Source organism: Erwinia piriflorinigrans CFBP 5888 (assembly GCF_001050515.1).
Taxonomy (GTDB): domain Bacteria; phylum Pseudomonadota; class Gammaproteobacteria; order Enterobacterales; family Enterobacteriaceae; genus Erwinia; species Erwinia piriflorinigrans.
Genome location: NZ_CAHS01000021.1, coordinates 282,044 through 301,156 on the forward strand (window position 1 = coordinate 282,044; position 19,113 = coordinate 301,156).

The window sequence follows — 19,113 nt, forward strand, 5'->3', positions numbered from 1 at the left end:
GGTAACAGGCTGGCGTATTGTAACAGTCACGCGCATAAAGCGAGAGGGGAATGAAACAAAATGGCACAAATATTTTAACAATCATGGCTACCGGGCCAATCTCCAGCAATGACCGGCCCGCTATTTCCCGATAAATTAAAACGTCTTGAGGCGATTTTCCGACGGCTGTGGACGGCCAAAATAATAGCCCTGGAACAACGTACAACCTTCGGCTTTCAGACACTGAAACTGCTCGATGCTCTCCACTCCTTCTGCGGTGATCTGAATATCCAGGCTACGGCTCATGCCGGTGATTGCCCGTATAATCGCCAGCGCCTCGCGGCTGTCCTGCATGTCATTAATAAACGATTTATCGATTTTGATCTTGTCGAAGGGGAAAGAACGCAGATAGCTAAGAGAGGAATAACCCGTACCAAAGTCATCCAACGTGATATGCACGCCCAGCGCCTTGAGCTCTCGCAGAATATCGATATTTGTCAGGGTACTGTCCAGCAGCACTGATTCGGTAATTTCCACTTCCAGCCGATGCGGAGCAAGCCCTGACTCTTTGAGAGCGCCTTCTACCACCGCTATCAGCGCACTGTTTTTAAACTGTAACGGCGACAGATTGACCGCCACCATCTGCTCACCAGGCCAGCTTGCGGCTTCGCGGCAGGCTTCATATAACGCATAGGCTCCCAGACTGTGAATTAATCCGGTCTCTTCGGCTATCGGTATAAAATCTAACGGCATAATCACGCCTTTTTTCGGGTGATGCCAGCGCATTAACGCCTCGTAACCGATGACTTCACGGTGCTGGTGGTTGGTGATTGGCTGATAATAGAGCTTCAGCTGGCGGTTAGTCATCGCCTCACGCAGATCGTTCTCGATGATGCGCCGCTTCTGCGCCATATCACCCATCTCTTTGGTGAAATGCTCGAAACGATTACGCCCATTGCGTTTCGCCGCATATAAGGCCATATCCGCGCAGCGCAGCAAATAGTCCGGCGAACTCATCTCATCTTGTGCGATGGCAATACCGATACTCAGCCCGATAGAAAGGTTGTGTCCCTCAACGATAAAGGGTGGACGAATGGTTTCGATCAGACGACGGGCCATCGTTTCAGCCTCGGCATAATGGGACAACGCGGGCAACACGATAGAGAACTCGTCGCCGCCATTACGTGCCAGCGTATCGCGATCGCGCAGCACGCTGCGCAGACGTACCGCCACTGAACAGAGCAAAACATCGCCGATCTGATGGCCGAGCGCATCGTTAACGTTTTTAAAGTTATCCAGATCAAGGCCCAATACTGCCGTCAGGCGCTGTGCGTCGCTGTCTTCGCGCAACGCCTGGGTAAGATACTGGTTGAATAGCACCCGGTTGGGCAGGCTGGTCAGGTTATCGTGGTGCGCCATATGATGGATACGTGCATCCGCCGCACGCCGATCGGTCACATCATCGGCGATCAGCAAGACATAGCTTTGGCGTGCGTCTTTACCGCGTACTATAGACGCACTACAGCTAATTATCCGCTCGCCGCCGGAGGTTTTCAGCTGCCGTTCATTACGCTGAATGCCGCCTTTTCGCTGTGCCGCATCGGAAAGCTGCATGAAGTACGCGCTCATCGCGGCGGTCATACAGTCCAGCGATCTTTTACCAATAAATTCATGCTGTTTGCCCCCCAGCAACCGTTCAGCCTGGCTATTAATCAAAAGGATCTCGCCCGAGACGGCATCTTCGACAATCACGCATGAGGGGATATTGGTAACGATAGAATCGAGAAATTGCGATAGCGATTTCATTTTCTCACTGTTCTGCTCGGCCAAATCTTTAGCCTGGATGATCTGCTGTTCGTACTCGAGCATTTTGGTGCAGTCGCGGGTGATCTTGGCAAAACCGATGAGCTCTCCATCATCGTTTCGAATAGCATCAATCACCACATGTGCCCAGAAAACGCTGCCGTTTTGACGATATCGCCAACCTTTATCTTCGAAGCGACCGGTCAAGGTCGCACGATGCAGATTTTTTTCCGGTAACTTTTGCAGCCTGTCCTGTGCGCTGTAGAAGCAAGAGAAGTGTTGACCAATAATTTCACCGGCAGAATAGCCTTTCGCCTGACAGGCTCCGGCATTCCAACTCACCACCAGCCCCTGTAAATCAAGCATATAAATGGCGTAATCATTCACGCCTTCAACCAGCAGGCGGAACATCTGGTCACGCCGCTGCTGTTCACGCTCCACGCGTTTCTGTTCGGTGCAGTCATGGGTCATTTTCGCGTAGCCCAGCAGCTTGCCGTCATCACCGTATACCGCATCGATGACGACCTGCGCCCAGAAAGCGCTACCATCTTTGCGGTGACGCCAGCCCTCTGTGGCAAAACGACCGGCCTCACGGGCAGCCTGCAAACCGAGTTGAGGTTGACCCAGTAACTGATCCTGCTGGCTGTAGAAACAGCTAAAATGCCTACCAACGATCTCAGCAGGCAGATAGCCTTTAGCGCGCTGCGCGCCACGGCTCCAGCTGGCAACATTCCCGTCCGGCGTCAGCATGTAAACAGCGCAGCTGGCCACATTTTGTACCGACATCTGATACATGACATCTGAGTCTTCAATCATTATTCATTCGCCTGGCGTTGGTGCAACGTCCCTGGGGGGAAATTAGCTCAACGCAAATGCGCCAGTTATTGGCGAAAAATTTACGACCCGCGCCCGTTAAGTTTCGGGATAACTCTCATTCTGCGGATTTAAAGCACGGAGGAATTAGCTGAAAGTTGAAGCTGGTTCACGCAAGTCCAGCAAATTCACCGTAGCTCATCCATTGTTATCGACGTTAATCCTCAAATATTAAGTGTAGATTTAAAATCAGACCTGAAATATCCAAAGCAACTAGAACAAAAGCGTCTCTTTCTGGAATTAAATAGGATTTATTTGACTTATTTGAGCGTTAAATTTTTCCACTAGAAATTATTTAGCGATGGAAATTTATCGATACAACAGGAGAGAGAAAAATCACAGTTAATTGGGGTATAACTTCAGACATTGACTAAGGAGTCCCTATGTTTAGCTCTTTTTTTGCCAAACCCGCGCTGTTTTTCACCAGTGTGGTTATCTGGAGCCTGCTGGCCATTACGCTGTGGTTTGCGGGTGCAGGGACTGAATTCACCCACTTGATGCACTTTTCCTGGTTGCCATCAGGCCCACTACCGGAGAACGCGCTGCGTTTTATCGCCCCCGCCGCTTTGGGGTTTTACAGCTATTACCTGCTGGCTACGCTACTGTTCGCAGCATGTTGGTTTGTGTTCAGTCCGCATCCCTGGCAGCGTTGGTCCATCCTTGGCAGTGCGCTTATCATCTTCGTCACCTGGTTTTCGGTGCAGGTTGGTGTGGCGATAAACAGCTGGTATGACCCGTTTTATGACCTGATACAAAAGGCGATGGCACATCCCAACACCATCAGGATCGAGACGTTTTATCATATGGTTAATGACATCCTCAGCATTGTGCTGATCGCCGTGGTGATCAACGTCATAAATCTGTTTTTTGTCAGCCACTATGTGTTTCGCTGGCGCACCGCTATGAACAATCATTATATGGAACACTGGCAGCGCCTGCGGCAGATCGAAGGGGCAGCACAACGTGTTCAGGAAGACACGATGCGTTTTGCCTCGACGCTGGAGGACATGGGCGTCAGTTTTATCAATGCCATTATGACGCTGATTGCCTTTTTGCCGGTTCTGGTTACGCTGTCAGTACATGTGAAAACCGTGCCGATTCTGGGACAGATCCCTTACGCATTAGTAATTGCGGCAATAGCCTGGTCGCTGTTCGGCACCGGCCTGCTGGCAATTGTCGGCATTAAGCTGCCTGGATTATCGTTCCGTAATCAGCGGGTGGAAGCCGCTTACCGTAAAGAGCTGGTTTATGGAGAAGATAATGCGCAGCGCGCGACACCCGCCACGGTACGCGAACTGTTCGCCAACGTGCGGAAAAACTACTTCCGGCTTTATTTCCATTATCTCTACTTCAACGTCGTGCGCGTTTTTTATCTACAGTTGGATGCACTATTCAGCATATTTGTGCTGTTCCCTTCCATTATTTCAGGGGCAATTACCCTCGGACTGATTACCCAGATTTCCAACGTCTTCGACCAGGTTCGCAGCTCATTCCAATATCTTATCAACTCGTGGACTACTCTGGTGGAACTTATATCCATCTATAAACGCCTGCGCAGCTTTGAGCAGACGCTGGATAATGTGCCGGAGACGACAGATCCGCTCGCGTAGGAGCAATATCTTTGCGAAGAAGCGCGAAAGCCTCTTTGGGTTCATCGTTATTCACGATCGCTATTTTATCTTTAGCGAGCGTGGGCCATCTGGGAAAGATGGTTAAAACAATATGAGTCGCATCATTAGGCCAAAAGAAACTCATCGACTTAATTGTGTTTAATACATTTTTTTTAAAGTCTCAACTTGCTTAAGGGTCTGAAGTGGAATTTTTGTAGCAAATCCGAAATATTTCATTATTTCCGTCGATTTCATCTCCGTGATGACTCTTGCAGCGTTGAGCGCTATGTCACGTAAGTTATTTAAGCAAGTTTGCAGTATTTCATACCTAACAGGATTAACTGTCCTTAAAAGGAGATGCCCTTAAAAATGGCACGGGATCTCCACTACCCTCACAGAAAAGAGCATTTCTGGCGGAAAACCCTTCCCCAACCTGGCCGTGTATTTTATTTTTTGAAATTTATCGGATTATATAAACGCTGATGCTTTATGGCATACCCCTCCTAACACACCATCAAAAAAATGAATATAATCATTTAAATAAAATAAACAAGAATATTGCAATAATCATTCACTCTTTGCGCGTTTTATATAAAAACCCACGGCCAGCATGAAAAAAATTATTAGAGCGATAACCACAACTTCTGACTCATGTGAATTCATGAGCAAATGAAATATTATATTAATTTAACTTAAGAAGTACGCAATAATATATCCGTATTCTTTTATTACGATATAGCTACGCCGTACTAAATAGCCATGTTTTGCCTGCCGGCAAACGGGTTCACCGTCCGGCGGAGAAAGAGTGTTAAGGTTAGAGCAAAGAACAGCCGTGCCGGAGAAAACACTCCGGCGCGGCTAAAGAATAAAATAAACGATCAGGTGACGCCGGGCGGAATAACCATTATTCGCTTAAACAACAAAAGTTCATCAGCGGAATACGCCGATCGCATCAACCAGACGCGTCGCCTGGCGCGTCATACGCCCGGAAGCCTGCGCCCCCTCTTCCACCCTGGCCGCGTTTTGATGAGTAATGTTATCCAGCTCTTCTACCGCCTTGCCGATCTCGTTAATCGCGGTCTCCTGCTCGGCACTGGCGGCACTAATCTGGGCAATCAATGACGATACGTTCTGCACCTGGGAAACAATGTTCTCCATCGTTTTACCGGTTTCATTGACGTGCAGGGTGCCTGACTTCACCTTATCTGCACTATTTTCTAACAGCATTTTGATTTCACTGGCTGCCTTAGCGCTGCGCTGGGCAAGGCTGCGTACTTCTCCTGCGACCACCGCAAAGCCTTTTCCCTGCTCACCCGCTCGGGCTGCTTCCACGGCCGCATTCAGCGCCAGGATATTCGTCTGGAAAGCAATGCCGTCGATCACGCTGGTAATACTGGTAATTTTCCGAGAACTTTCAGTAATTTCAGCCATCATCTTCACCATATCCTCCATCGCGTTTCCGCCCTGAATGGCTGAATGACTGGTATTTGTCGACAGACTGTTAACTTTGGCCGCGGTTTCAGTATTGCTTTTTACCGTTGCGGTCATCTGATTCATGGTGGCCGCCGTTTGCTGAACGTTGGCGGCAGTTTGACCGGTACGGCGGCTCAGTTCACTGTTACTTTGTGCGATAGCATCACTGGCACTCAATACGTTAACCGCCTGCCCACTGACGTCATCCACCAGCCAGCGAAACATCAGTCCCAGCTGGCCGACCGCACGCAACGTCGTGCCAACCTCATCAACCCTGTCCATCTGCTCTACTTTGTGGTCAGCCCCGGTGGCAACACGCAGTGCCTGCTGGCAAATGCGCTCAATCGGCCGGGAAATCTGCATCTCCAGCCAGACGCAGGCCAGCAGCAGCAGCAGCGCCATCCCCGAGGCAAACAGGGCCAAAGCGCCGTGGCTCACCCCTAAACCCCAGACGCCAAGCGTTGCCAGCGGCAGTAGCGTGATTAACACACTGCGAATGCGCCAGCGTAGCGGCAGCGTTTTGAATATGGAGCGCCAGCTCATCAGACCGCTACGGACAATTATCCCTTTATTGAAGCGCAAACCTTTGGCTTTGCCGTTACGGAATTTCTGATACAGCCGTTCGGTGACACGAATTTCCTGCGGACTGGGTTTGGTTCGTACCGACATAAAGCCTTGTACATTACCATTGCGCACGACCGGGATAGCATTGGCCCGCACCCAATAGTGGTCACCATTTTTACGGCGGTTTTTGACCAGGGCGGTCCAGGGTTCCCCCTTTTTTAGCGTCGACCACATATCGGCAAAAGCCTCCGGTGGCATATCCGGATGGCGTACCAAATTGTGTGGCTGACCGCTAATCTCTTCAGGAGTGAAACCACTGACTTCAATAAAGGCATCGTTGGCGTAGGTGATTGCGCTGTTAATGTCGGTGGTAGACATCAGGGTAGCATCATCATCGAAGACATATTCTTGCTGTGTAACGGGAAGATTTTTGCGCATAGGTCACATCCTTTGTAATGGCAGCACGGTAGGTCTGGAGGGGAATGATCAATGATTTTTTTTTATGTTTTCGGCAATAACACGCAGATCTTTAGCGGATATTTTAAATTTTAGTTGGCAGAAAAAAATCAGAAGTGCCCTACGCTATGGTATTTGCAGGCAGGAAAGTCTCGGACTGGCTATCATGATGCGTGTACCTGTTGATCATGATTCTTTAGCGTAATTTATAGTCTATTCGTTTCGAACCAGAGAAAGGAGAGCAGCATAAATGGAGGCGATAAACAGAAGGGTAAAGATGCCGGGACGTGCTGGAGAGGCGAAACGGGCTGGGAAAGAACCCAGCCCGTTCGTTAATCAGATTGAAGGAGCGGCCTTTAGTTTTACCTCATAGGCAGCGGCCTTTTCGGCATCAAACTGGTTTTCCCATTTAGCAATAACCAGCACCGCCAGCGCATTACCTACCACGTTGAGCGCGGTACGCGCCATATCAAGGATACGGTCAACACCAGCGATAAACGCCAGCCCTTCCAGCGGAATACCTACGCTGCCCAGCGTTGCCAGTAACACCACAAAGGAGACGCCAGGTACACCGGCAATGCCTTTCGAGGTCACCATCAGTGTCAGTACCAGTACGATCTCCTGTCCGATCGACAGCTCAATACCATACAGTTGGGCAATAAAGATCGCCGCGATACTTTGGTAGAGCGTCGAACCATCAAGGTTAAACGAGTAGCCGGTTGGCACCACGAAGCTGGTGATCGACTTTGGCGCACCGTAGGCCTCCATCTTTTCCATAATACGTGGCAGCACGGTTTCTGAACTGGCGGTTGAGTATGCAAGGATCAGCTCATCCTTCAGGATGCGTATCAGGGTGGTGATACGCAGCTTGCAGAAGCGTGCAACAGCACCCAGTACCACCAGCCCGAAGAACAGAATGGCGAAATACACCAGCAGAACCAGCTTCGCTAACGGCCACAGTGAAGCAAAGCCGAAGTTGGCTACGGTAACCGAAATCAGTGCGAATACCCCTACCGGTGCGTAGCGCATGATCATATTGGTAACTTTAAACATCGCTTCCGAGGTGGAGCGGAACACCTTCACCAGCGGCTCACGATGTTCTGACGGCAGCGAAGAGAGACCGAGGCCAAACAGCACGGAGAAGAAGATAATAGGCAGCATCTCCCCCTTAGCAATCGCCGCAAAAATATTTTGCGGGATCAGCGACAGGATAGTGGCAACCAGACTGTGCGGCTGTCCCTGTACCTGCGCCGTTGTGGCTTCATATTTAGAGATGTCCACCGTTGCCAGCGTAGACATATCAATGCCTGAACCGGGTTGGAACACGTTCGCCAGAGTAATACCGGCCACAATGGCAATGGTGGTAATCACTTCGAAGTAAAGGATGGTTTTCACGCCAATACGGCCGAGTTTTTTCGCATCACCGACGCCGGCAATGCCGACAATCAGCGTGGAAATCACGATCGGTACGACGATCATTTTAATCAGATGAATAAAGATATCACCTGCCGGACTCAAAATATTAGTGACTAGCCATTCACGATTTTCCGGTTGATTATGCAACACGGCACCAACGGCGATCCCCAGTACTAACGCAATCACTATCTGCCAGGCAAGGCTGAATTTTACTGCTTTCATAACTTGTCTTTTTCCTTAACAAAACCTGCTTTCCGCGTGATGCATACGGAGTGAATGACACTCAAAGGAGGCTGACCGATATCCGGCAATTCACAGGTAATTGATGGGTGGACCTGATTAAAGGCGCGTAATCAGTACCATTTCCGACCGTATGAATGCAACCCTACACGGTATGTGGCTTCTGTGCTCAAATCTGGCAGGGCAAAAATCTGATTACGCCAGGTGAAAATAACCCTTTGTTCTGAAAAGTAATATTTTCACTTAAAAAAGCATAGCTATGCAAAACGCGTCCGTTTCCCGCAGAAACCAAATGGTCTATACGCCTGTTTTTTAAACAGTGCGACTGGGATATTTTCGGAATTTTGTCATGGATCGCCTGTTTTCCACTGCCGCCTTTCAGTACAGCATCCCCGTGATCTACCGCGCAAAAAGAAAACAAAGCTGTCTACAAACCTTCCTTTAACCTTTGGTTGACATATCATCAACATTCTTCAAGGAGGGCAGCCATGAGCCAGTCACATCTTTACCCGATACCCGCTAACATTGCGCAAAATACACTGATTAATCCCCAGCAGTATCAGTCAATGTATCAGCAGTCGATACAGGACCCCGATGCATTTTGGGGAGAGCAAGGCCAGATCCTTGACTGGATAAAACCTTACGTTACGGTTAAAAACACCTCCTTTGCCCCAGGCAATATCTCCATTCGTTGGTATGAGGATGGCACATTAAACCTTGCCGCTAACTGCCTTGACCGACACCTGGCAACCCGGGGCGACCATCCGGCGATTATCTGGGAAGGCGACGATGCCCGCGAAAGCAAAACCATTACCTATCGCGAACTGCATCGTGACGTATGCCGCTTTGCCAATACGCTGAAGGCCCTGGGCATTCATAAAGGCGATGTGGTGGCGATCTATATGCCAATGGTGCCGGAAGCGGCCGTGGCGATGCTGGCTTGCGCGCGCATCGGTGCCGTACATTCGGTTATTTTCGGCGGTTTTTCACCGGAAGCGGTCGCCGGGCGTATTATTGACAGCCATGCCCGCCTGGTGATCACCGCCGACGAAGGCGTGCGTGCCGGGCGCACCATTCCGCTGAAGAAAAACGTCGATGACGCGCTAAATAATCCTGGTGTGACCAGCGTTGACAAGGTGGTTGTTCTCAGGCGCACCGGAAAAGAAACAGCCTGGCAACACGGCCGCGATCTGTGGTGGCACGAGCTGGTGAGCGTTGCCAGCGAACAGCATCAGCCTGAAGAGATGAAGGCGGAAGACCCCTTATTTATCCTGTATACCTCCGGTTCTACCGGTAAGCCAAAGGGCGTGCTGCATACCACGGGCGGTTACCTGGTGTATGCAGCGATCACCTTTAAATATGTTTTTGATTATCAACCACAAGATATCTACTGGTGTACCGCCGATGTCGGTTGGGTCACCGGCCACAGTTATCTGCTGTATGGCCCGCTGGCCTGCGGTGCCACCACCCTGATGTTTGAAGGGGTGCCAAACTGGCCGAAGCCAAGCCGTATGGCTGAAGTGGTGGATAAACACCAGGTGACCATCCTGTATACCGCTCCCACGGCGGTGCGTGCGCTGATGGCCGAAGGGGATAAAGCCATTGCAGGCACCGATCGCTCCAGCCTGCGCATTTTGGGTTCGGTGGGGGAACCGATTAATCCGGAGGCCTGGGAATGGTTCCATCAAAAAATCGGTAACGGTAAATGCCCCATTTCAGATACCTGGTGGCAGACGGAAACGGGCGGATTTATGATCGCTCCCCTACCCGGGGCAACGGCGCTGAAACCCGGTTCGGCAACCCATCCCTTTTTTGGCGTGCAGCCCGCACTGGTCGATAACGAAGGCAATATTCAGGAAGGTGCCAGCGAAGGGAATTTGGTTATCGTTGATTCCTGGCCGGGCCAGGCGCGCACGCTATTTGGCGATCATCAGCGCTTTGAGCAAACCTACTTCTCCACCTTCAAGAACTGCTATTTCAGCGGTGACGGCGCTCGCCGCGATGAGGATGGCTATTACTGGATCACCGGACGCGTCGACGACGTGCTGAATGTTTCCGGCCATCGTCTGGGTACGGCGGAGATCGAGTCTGCGCTGGTTTCACATCCGAAAATCGCTGAAGCAGCGGTCGTCGGCATTCCACACGCGTTGAAAGGCCAGGCTATCTACGCCTACATTACGCTGAACAGCGGTGAAGAACCCTCACCGGAGCTGTATAGCGAAGTACGTGCCTGGGTGCGTAAAGAGATTGGCCCCATTGCCACGCCGGACGTACTGCACTGGACCGATTCATTACCGAAAACCCGCTCGGGGAAAATTATGCGTCGTATTTTGCGCAAAATTGCCACCGGGGATACCAGCAACCTCGGTGATACTTCCACACTGGCCGATCCGGGGGTGGTAGAAAAATTACTTGAAGAAAAACAGTCGATTAAAATGCCCTAACCACAGCAGGGGCCTGCTGGCCTCTGTTGTTTGCCCGTCTTATTACGTCTTAATTTTCAGCGCCATAAATTTATAACAACAATCTGTATCCCAAATCATTGCCTTTGCCGCAGTTCAGGCAGCAGATTCAATCGTGAGGGATATTACCTCTGGAGATGCTGTGATGAACGATGTGCTCTACGAAAGAATTGAGAAAAGCGTACGCTTTAAAGTGCTGGTAAATAAACGACAACGTTTTGCCGCCCTGCTATCCATCATAATGTTAGTTCTTTATGTCGGCTTTATTCTGCTGATCGCCTTCGCGCCCGACTGGCTTGGTACGCCGCTGTATCACGGCACCAGCGTCACGCGCGGCATTCCCATCGGGGTTGGGCTGATCGTCGTCTCATTCCTGCTAACCGGTATTTATGTCTGGCGCGCCAACGGCGAGTTTGACCGTCTGACCCGCGAACTGCTGAATGAGGTAAAAGGATGAACATACATTATCTGTTATCTGTACTGGCGGTGCTGCTGCCGGGGCCGGTACTGGCTGCCGACGCCATTAACGGCGCGGTAGAACGTCAGCCGGTCAATATCGAAGCGATTGTGATGTTCCTGATTTTTGTCGCCATGACGCTGGGCATTACCTGGTGGGCTTCCAGGCGTACCCGTTCACGCAGCGATTACTACACGGCGGGGGGAAATATCACCGGTTTTCAGAACGGCTTGGCTATGGCCGGTGATTTTATGTCTGCCGCCTCGTTTCTCGGCATTTCCGCACTGGTCTATACCTCTGGCTTCGACGGGCTGATCTACTCGCTTGGCTTCCTGGTCGGCTGGCCGATTATTCTGTTCCTGATTGCCGAGCGATTGCGTAATCTTGGCCGCTACACCTTTGCCGATGTGGCCTCGTACCGCCTGAAGCAGATGCCGATCCGCACCCTTTCAGCCTGCGGTTCGCTGGTGGTGGTGGCCCTGTACCTGATTGCGCAGATGGTAGGGGCCGGTAAGCTTATCCAGCTCCTGTTCGGCCTGGATTATCATGTTGCCGTGGTGCTGGTTGGCATACTGATGGTGATGTACGTGCTGTTCGGCGGCATGCTGGCCACCACCTGGGTGCAGATTATCAAGGCCGTGCTGCTGCTGTTCGGGGCCAGTTTTATGGCGATTATGGTGATGAAAAGCGTCGGATTCAGCTTTGATACGCTATTTAGCGAAGCGATGAAAATCCATCCTAAGGGAGTTGCCATTATGCGCCCGGGAGGACTGGTCAACGATCCGATATCTGCGCTTTCACTGGGCCTGGGCCTGATGTTTGGCACGGCTGGCTTGCCGCATATTCTGATGCGTTTCTTCACCGTCAGCGATGCGCGTGAAGCGCGTAAAAGCGTGTTCTACGCCACCGGCCTGATGGGCTATTTCTACTTCCTTACCTTTATCATCGGATTTGGCGCCATTTTACTGGTCGGTGCGAATCCGGCGTTTAAAGACGCCAGCGGGATGCTGCTCGGCGGTAACAATATGGCTGCGGTGCATTTGGCCGATGCGGTCGGCGGCAGTTTGTTCTTAGGCTTTATCTCCGCCGTCGCCTTTGCCACCATTCTTGCGGTCGTGGCTGGCCTGACCCTGGCGGGAGCTTCTGCGGTTTCACACGATCTTTATGCCAGCGTAATGCGCAAAGGTCAGGCCAGTGAGCGTGAAGAGCTACGGGTGTCGAAAATTACCGTCGTGGCGCTCGGCGTGGTGGCGATTCTGCTCGGCATTCTGTTTGAAAAGCAAAACATCGCCTTTATGGTCGGGCTGGCGTTCTCCATCGCGGCAAGCTGTAACTTCCCGATTATTCTGCTGTCAATGTACTGGTCGAAGCTGACCACGCGCGGCGCGATGACGGGGGGCTGGCTGGGTCTGCTAACGGCGGTGATCCTGATGATCCTCGGCCCGACCATATGGGTACAGGTGCTGGGTCATGCCACGCCGATATTCCCGTATGAGTACCCTGCGCTGTTCTCGATGCTAGTGGCGTTTATTGGCACCTGGCTGTTTTCTGTCACCGATAACTCCGCGCAAGGAGCCGAAGAAAGGCTGCGTTTCCGGGCGCAATTTGTGCGTTCACAAACCGGCGTGGGGATAGAAGGCGGGAAAGGGCATTAATCTGTTAACGAGGCTAATCTGGGGCGGCCGTTGACGGCCGCCCTGAGTCAATATCAGAAGTGCAGCGACGCACCCACGTATGGGCCATCGGCCACCACGTTGTCTTTACGGCCATCTTTGCCGTTCAGGGCCATATATTTGTAACCCACGCTAACATCAACCAATGAAATCGGCTGGAAGCTCACGCCCGCCGACGCTTCCTGATAGTTGTCAATATGACTGGAGAACGCGTCCGGTGAATAGAAATACTCACCATACACGTTGAACATTTTGGTCACGGGCACGCGCACGCCGCCGCCTACCGCAATGGCATAGCCATCTTTGCTGTCTTTCGGGTTAGTTGACATGGCTTTAACCGTCGGAGACAGGAATACATCGCCTATCGCCACGTTATAGCCAAGACCGAGAGTAGAAACATTACCGTCATGATCGCTGCGAAGCCAGTCACCGGATAGCGCAAAGCCAGGTGTTGTGGTCCCAAGGCCTGCATGTACGTCGGTATAATCTTTGCCTACGTTCACGCTACCTTCGATAGCCTGAGCAGATCCAACCAGCGCCAACAGCGCCAGAGCGCCCGTTGTCATTGCCACTCTTTTCATTATGTTCTCCTGATTAATTTCGCTTACGCATTGATGCGGCGGCTGTGAAGAGTAAACCAGACGTACAAGAAATAACATGAGAAATCGGAGCAAAATCTTGTCTTTTAGTAACACTACAAAACGATGTGCAGGCAACTGTTTCAACTTATTGCCCACATAATATGGCCAATAGCAGGGGCGATAACCACGGTCACCACCCCGGAAAGCATCATCACCAGACTGGACACCACCCCTTCCTGCTGACCGATTTCATAGGCACGCGCCGTGCCGGCACCATGCGATGCCGCCCCTAATCCGGCCCCTTTCGCCACCCCTTTTTTGATCGCCAACCGCAGAAACAGCAGGTCACCCGTTGCCATACCAAAAACCCCGGTTACCACCACAAATAGCGCCACCAGGTCGGGCTGACCGCCGATCTGCTTCGCCGCTGCCAGTGCAAACGGCGTGGTAATTGAACGTACCGCAAGGCTGCGCTGAATCGCCTCCGGCAATGTCAGCAGACGCGCCAACCACACGGAACTACAGACGGCCACCACGGTTGCGGTGAAAACCCCGGCGCTAAGCGACAGCCAGTGACGTCGAACGATCGCCATATTTTCATAGACGGGTACAGCGAATGCCAGCGTCGCCGGGCCCAGCAGCCACAGCAGCCAGCGGCTTTCGCCGATATAGTCTTGCCAGGAGATATGGGTGAATAGCAGCAATGCCACCAGCACCATTGGCGTCATTACCAGCGGCATCAGCATCAGACGACGCCAGCGGCGATACAGACGCTTATTGCAGTAGTACACCAGCAGAGTCGTCAGCAGGCACAGCATGCTGATAACAACATCACTCATCACGCGGTCCCTCTTTACGCGCCGCCAGCCAGATTTCAAAACGATAAACGCGATCCACCACCAGCGAAGTTGCGGCCAGCACCAACAGAGTACTGATGGCGATCACCAGCAGAATGCGCCACCCTTCTACCCGCAGCAGATCGGCGTAGTTAACCACGGCCACCACCGCCGGAATAAAGAACAACAGCATTTCAGCCAGCAACCAGCTGGCTCCCGCTTTTACCCAGCCGAGCGGCATCACCCGCAGCACAATCATCGTCAGCAGCAATAACATACCAACGATATTGGCGGGCAGTGGCAAATGCAGCCAGGCCACCAGGCGTTCAGAAATCATAAAAATACCGATATACAGCGCGACCTGAAGCGGAACCTGTATGCGGTGCAGCCAGCCGGAAGTCTGCTGATGAATTGCCAATGCCATCTCGTCTTTACTCACAGGGAATGTTGTCCTGCCAGAGAGTATAAAACGTTCACAAAGGGTGAAAAAAATGACTTAATATTATTCAAACTATGCCATACAGGAATAATTATGGACGTTCGCGCCCTGCGCTATTTTGTGGAAGTGGTTCGCCAGCAGAGTTTCACTCGTGCTGCCGAGCAGCTGTACGTCACTCAGCCCACTATCAGCAAGATGCTACGTCAGCTGGAAGATGAGTTGGGCTGTACACTGCTGATCCGTGAGGGCCGTAAATTGCATCTGTCCGATACGGGCCAGGCGGTGTACCAGCGCGGGCTGACCATTCTCCAGGAATTTAAACAGCTGGAGGCAGAGATTGGCGATATTAACCAGCTGAAGACTGGCGAGTTACGTCTGGGCATTCCGCCGATGGTTGGCATGCAGATTGCGGGTTCAATATCGGCATTTCGCCAACGCTACCCCGGCGTGGAGCTGAAGATCGCCGAATTTGGTGGCCTGACGGTACAACAGGCGGTGCTGTCCGGCAGTCTGGATATTGCCATGACCGCCCTGCCGATAGCGGACGATTTGCCGCTGAACTCGCTGGCGCTAATGAGCCATCCGCTTTGCGTCCTGGTGCCGCGAACCGAAGAGTGGTTACGCCGCAGCCATATGCCGATTGGTGAACTGGCCGGGCATCCGATACTCATCTATAACGAAGAATTTTCGCTAAATCGCCAGCTGATGCGGGCCTTCCAGTCCAGCGGTTTCACGCCGCAAATTGCGGTGCGTAGCGGACAGTGGGACTTTTTGGCGGCGATGGTGCAGGCGGGAATGGGGGTTGCCATTTTGCCGGAGCCAATCTGCCAGCGTCTGGATAAGAGCCAGCTGCTGTGGCTACCGCTGGAATCTGACCTGGTCTGGAAACTGGGGTTGATCTGGCGCGAAGGCAGTTATTTGTCACGCAGCGCGCAGGCGTGGATCGGCTGTTGCCGCGAGTTCTGGCCGGGTGAAACGCCACGCCTGTCGATATAAGGCGCTGGCTGGAAAAGGGCAACGGACGATCGCTGAAAAGCGCCGTCCGTTGCACTATCATGCCCGCCCGCTACTCCTCTTTATCAGTCAGCAGCGTCTCCAACAGATCAAGATCGTGCTGTAGTTTGCGCATGGTTTCATTGCTGATTTTCTGCGTGGCGCGCAGATGATACAGTTCGCCACGTTCGGCACGCAGCGCATTGAGGCGGAAGCGGCGTTCGAGATTTTCCGCATACAGCGAGCGTTCGATATCGTCTTTGCCATCAACCCGACGGCGCAGGTTCCCCGATACGCGCAGACTGACCTCTTTCAACAACTCACTGTCGATGTTCTCGTTAGTATCGGCAGCCAGCCGCTCTTCCATCTGATGCAGGCTCTCAATGGCGGTAGCCGCCATTGTCGCGCGCGCGGTTTGTACTTCGCGGCGATGCATGGATTTATCTATCCCTTCCACGCCACGCAGCAGTACGGGCAACACCATCACGCCCACCAGCAGCGAGAACAGGATCACTCCCGTCGCCAGGAAGACCAGCTCATATCGTGCCGGGAAGTCATGACCATTGGTCAACAGCAGAGGGATAGACAGCACACCCGCCAGCGTGATGGCCCCGCGCACGCCCGCAAATGAGGCGATCAGCAGCTCGCGCGTTGAATAGTTAGAAAACTCCATCGGCCGTTTTTTTAGCATCCTGCGGCTGATCAGGCGCATCGTCCACAGCCAGCCAAAGCGCACCACCATCAACGCCACGTAGATCAGCACCACCGAGGCGAACAGCGCCCACAGTTCCACATTCGGATCGGCATTCGCCTGATTTAAGGAGACTTCAAGAATGCCCGGCAGCTGTAGGCCCAGCATCAGGAATACCATGCCGTTAAAGACAAATTCCAGCATCTGCCAAACGCTGTTAGCACGCAGTCGCATGGCCAGCGGAGCCTGGCGGATAATACCGGAACGCGAGATAGTCATACCCGCCGCCACCGCCGCGAGAATACCGGAGACGCCAATATGTTCAGCGATCAGATAAGACGCAAACGGCAGCAGCAGCAGCAGCACCGTCTGCGTTGCCGGGTCATCACCGCTCCAGCGGCTGAACAGGCGCAGTGATTTACCATACAGCCAGCAGATGGCGATACCCGCCAGCAGGCCGCCAATGGCCACCTTAAGAAATTCCAGCGTTGCGCCCGAGACGGTAAACACCATCGTTCCCATCGTCACCGCCACGGCGAATTTCATCGATACCAGACCGGAAGCGTCGTTCATCAGCGCTTCGCCCTGCAAAATAGCCATGATTTTTTTCGGGATACGCCCTTCACCCACAATACCGGAGAGCGCCACGGCATCGGTCGGGGAGAGCACGGCAGCCAGGGCAAAAGCTGGCAACAGCGGAATACCCGGCACCAACCAATAAATCAGATAGCCAATGCCGACCACGGTGATCAGCACCAGCATCAGCGCCAGCCCGAGGATCTCTCGCCCGTGGTGCAAAAACTCGCTGGTTGGCGTTTTCCAGCCATCGGCAAACAGCAACGGTGGAATAAACAGGACTAAAAATAGATTCGGATCAAAGTCAACGTGCAGGCCAAACGTTGGCCAGGCAAGCAGCGCTCCCATCGCAATTTGCACCAGCGGTAGGGGAATTTGAAAGGGAATGATTCGTGCGGCCACGCCTGACAGCGAGACGACCAGTGTCAGGATGAGGATGGTAAAGAAGATTTCCATGTTTTCCTTTCTTATACGTCTTCCAGTGGGATTCAGACAATACGGACATGGCGATGGTCATGCCTACCCGATAGTAAAACAAATTCATCGGGTGTTAAAAACAGGAAGTGCGTTAAGAGGGAAAATTCAGCAGCATCTGAAGCCGGGGCCGCAAGTTGCGACCCCAAGCTGCATCAGATAGCCCATCCACCGGCATAAAATGCCACCAGGGCGATACCAATGATCAGGGTGCCGACATTCAACTTGCGCCACTCGCCAGCAACAATACGGCCAACGATCAGCGATCCGAAACCAAGCATAATCCCGGTAACGATATTGCAGGTCAGCACGATAAATACCGCTGCCAGCAGGCCAGACATCGCATCAACAAAGTCGTTAAAGTCAATTTTAGAGACGTTGCTCAGCATCAACAGCCCTACGTACATCAGCGCGGGTGCGGTGGCATAACCCGGAACCAGGTAGGCCAGGGGTGACAGGAACAGAATCAGCAGGAATAGCACGCCGACCACCACCGCCGTCAGACCGGTTTTGCCGCCCGCTGCCGTACCCGCCGCCGACTCGATATACACCGCAGCAGGAGCCGCGCCCACCAGGCCAGAGAAAATACTGCTCAGTGAGTCGCTGGTCAGCGCCTTTCCGCCGCTAATAATTTGGTTGTTTTTATCTAACAGATTGGCCTGGCCCGCCACGGCGCGGATCGTTCCGGTGGCGTCAAACACTGCCGTCATCACCAGGGCCAAGACGCTTGGCAGCACTGCGGGCTTCAGCGCGCCGAGAATATCGAGGCTCAACACCAGGGAGTTGCCCTGCGCATCACTCAGACTGGGCATCGAAAACAGCCCCTGATAGCGCACGGCGGGATCAAAGATCAGCCCGATGATTGAAATCGCAATGATGGTCAGCAAAATACCGCCGGGAACGCGCAGCTTTTCCAATCCAAAAATCACCGCCAGGCCCAGCAACGTCATCACGATCGGGAAAGAGGGAAAGTGGCCTAATGCCACCGGCAGACCCGGCCCAGGATTTTTTATCACCAGGCCAACACCATCTGCCGCGATCAGCAGGAGAAAAAGCCCAATGCCCACGCCAGTGCCGTGGGCGACACCCATCGGCAGATTACGCAAAATCCAGGCGCGAATACCGGTCGCGGAGATCAGGGTAAACAACACCCCCATCAGGAAAACGGCTCCCAGCGCCACCGGCAAACTAATATGCTGGCCCAGTACCAGACTGAAGGCGGTAAACGCCGTCAGTGACAGCGCACAGCCAATCGCCATCGGCAGATTGGCCCACAGCCCCATCAACAGAGAACCAAAACCGGCAACCAGGCAGGTCGCGACAAAGACTGCGGCTGGCGGAAATCCTGCTTTACCCAACATCGAGGGTACGACGATCACGGAATAGACCATCGCCAGAAAAGTAGTCAGGCCAGCAATCACTTCCTGGCGCACGCTACTGCCACGTGCAGAAATTTTAAACCAGGCGTCTAAAGAGCCGCTGGCGGGTTGAGAAGGAGTAGACATAGTAATCCTCTG

13 protein-coding genes are annotated in these 19,113 nt (G+C 52.7%); 5 read left to right on the top strand and 8 right to left on the bottom strand.

Annotation, left to right across the window (positions count from 1 at the left end):
* Nucleotides 1-135: 135 nt before the first annotated feature.
* The gene (locus EPIR_RS15720; RefSeq protein ID WP_023656476.1) at nt 136-2,598 is read right to left on the bottom strand and encodes a sensor domain-containing protein; all 2,463 of its coding nucleotides are present in this window, start codon (nt 2,596-2,598) and stop codon (nt 136-138) included.
* 440 nt (nt 2,599-3,038) lie between these two features.
* On the opposite strand from EPIR_RS15720, the gene sbmA reads away from it, so the two are divergent.
* Nucleotides 3,039-4,265 carry a peptide antibiotic transporter SbmA gene (gene sbmA / locus EPIR_RS15725; RefSeq protein ID WP_023656477.1) on the top strand — a complete coding sequence of 409 codons (1,227 nt, stop codon included), beginning with the start codon at nt 3,039-3,041 and terminating at the stop codon, nt 4,263-4,265.
* A 930-nt stretch (nt 4,266-5,195) separates the two neighbouring features.
* On the opposite strand, the gene EPIR_RS15730 is transcribed toward sbmA, so the two are convergent.
* Nucleotides 5,196-6,740 carry a methyl-accepting chemotaxis protein gene (locus EPIR_RS15730; protein WP_023656478.1) on the bottom strand — a complete coding sequence of 515 codons (1,545 nt, stop codon included), beginning with the start codon at nt 6,738-6,740 and terminating at the stop codon, nt 5,196-5,198.
* A 354-nt stretch (nt 6,741-7,094) separates the two neighbouring features.
* Entirely contained in the window at nt 7,095-8,396 is a 1,302-nt protein-coding gene (gene gltP, locus EPIR_RS15735) for a glutamate/aspartate:proton symporter GltP (RefSeq protein ID WP_023656479.1), read from the bottom strand.
* 506 nt (nt 8,397-8,902) lie between these two features.
* Between gltP and acs the strand changes: the two genes are divergently transcribed.
* The 3 genes from acs to EPIR_RS15750 all read left to right on the top strand — a co-directional run bounded on the left by acs (nt 8,903) and on the right by EPIR_RS15750 (nt 12,988).
* Nucleotides 8,903-10,858: an acetate--CoA ligase gene (gene acs, locus EPIR_RS15740; protein ID WP_023656481.1), complete on the top strand. Its 1,956-nt coding sequence runs from the start codon at nt 8,903-8,905 to the stop codon at nt 10,856-10,858.
* A gap of 163 nt (nt 10,859-11,021) precedes the next feature.
* Nucleotides 11,022-11,333, top strand: coding sequence for a DUF485 domain-containing protein (locus tag EPIR_RS15745; protein ID WP_023656482.1), 312 nt, complete (start codon nt 11,022-11,024; stop codon nt 11,331-11,333).
* Entirely contained in the window at nt 11,330-12,988 is a 1,659-nt protein-coding gene (locus EPIR_RS15750; RefSeq protein ID WP_023656483.1) for a cation acetate symporter, read from the top strand. The genes EPIR_RS15745 and EPIR_RS15750 overlap by 4 nt, the downstream gene beginning before the upstream one ends.
* A gap of 53 nt (nt 12,989-13,041) precedes the next feature.
* Here EPIR_RS15750 and EPIR_RS15755 read toward each other — a convergent pair whose 3' ends face one another.
* From EPIR_RS15755 to EPIR_RS15765, 3 genes are all read right to left on the bottom strand, one after another.
* On the bottom strand, nt 13,042-13,587 hold the full coding sequence (locus EPIR_RS15755; RefSeq protein WP_023656484.1) for a YfaZ family outer membrane protein: 546 nt from the start codon (nt 13,585-13,587) through the stop codon (nt 13,042-13,044).
* 140 nt (nt 13,588-13,727) lie between these two features.
* A complete protein-coding gene (locus tag EPIR_RS15760) occupies nt 13,728-14,426 on the bottom strand; it encodes an LrgB family protein (RefSeq protein WP_023656485.1) in 699 nt (232 codons plus the stop codon).
* Complete coding sequence (locus EPIR_RS15765; protein WP_048697922.1) at nt 14,419-14,847, bottom strand: CidA/LrgA family protein; 429 nt, start codon at nt 14,845-14,847, stop codon at nt 14,419-14,421. The genes EPIR_RS15760 and EPIR_RS15765 overlap by 8 nt, the downstream gene beginning before the upstream one ends.
* 108 nt (nt 14,848-14,955) lie before the next feature.
* On the opposite strand from EPIR_RS15765, the gene EPIR_RS15770 reads away from it, so the two are divergent.
* The gene (locus EPIR_RS15770) at nt 14,956-15,858 is read left to right on the top strand and encodes a LysR family transcriptional regulator (protein ID WP_023656487.1); all 903 of its coding nucleotides are present in this window, start codon (nt 14,956-14,958) and stop codon (nt 15,856-15,858) included.
* Nucleotides 15,859-15,928: 70 nt separating this feature from the next.
* On the opposite strand, the gene EPIR_RS15775 is transcribed toward EPIR_RS15770, so the two are convergent.
* The gene (locus EPIR_RS15775; protein WP_023656488.1) at nt 15,929-17,578 is read right to left on the bottom strand and encodes a Na+/H+ antiporter; all 1,650 of its coding nucleotides are present in this window, start codon (nt 17,576-17,578) and stop codon (nt 15,929-15,931) included.
* A 173-nt stretch (nt 17,579-17,751) separates the two neighbouring features.
* Nucleotides 17,752-19,101: an NCS2 family permease gene (locus EPIR_RS15780; RefSeq protein ID WP_023656489.1), complete on the bottom strand. Its 1,350-nt coding sequence runs from the start codon at nt 19,099-19,101 to the stop codon at nt 17,752-17,754.
* Between the last annotated feature and the right edge of the window lie 12 nt (nt 19,102-19,113).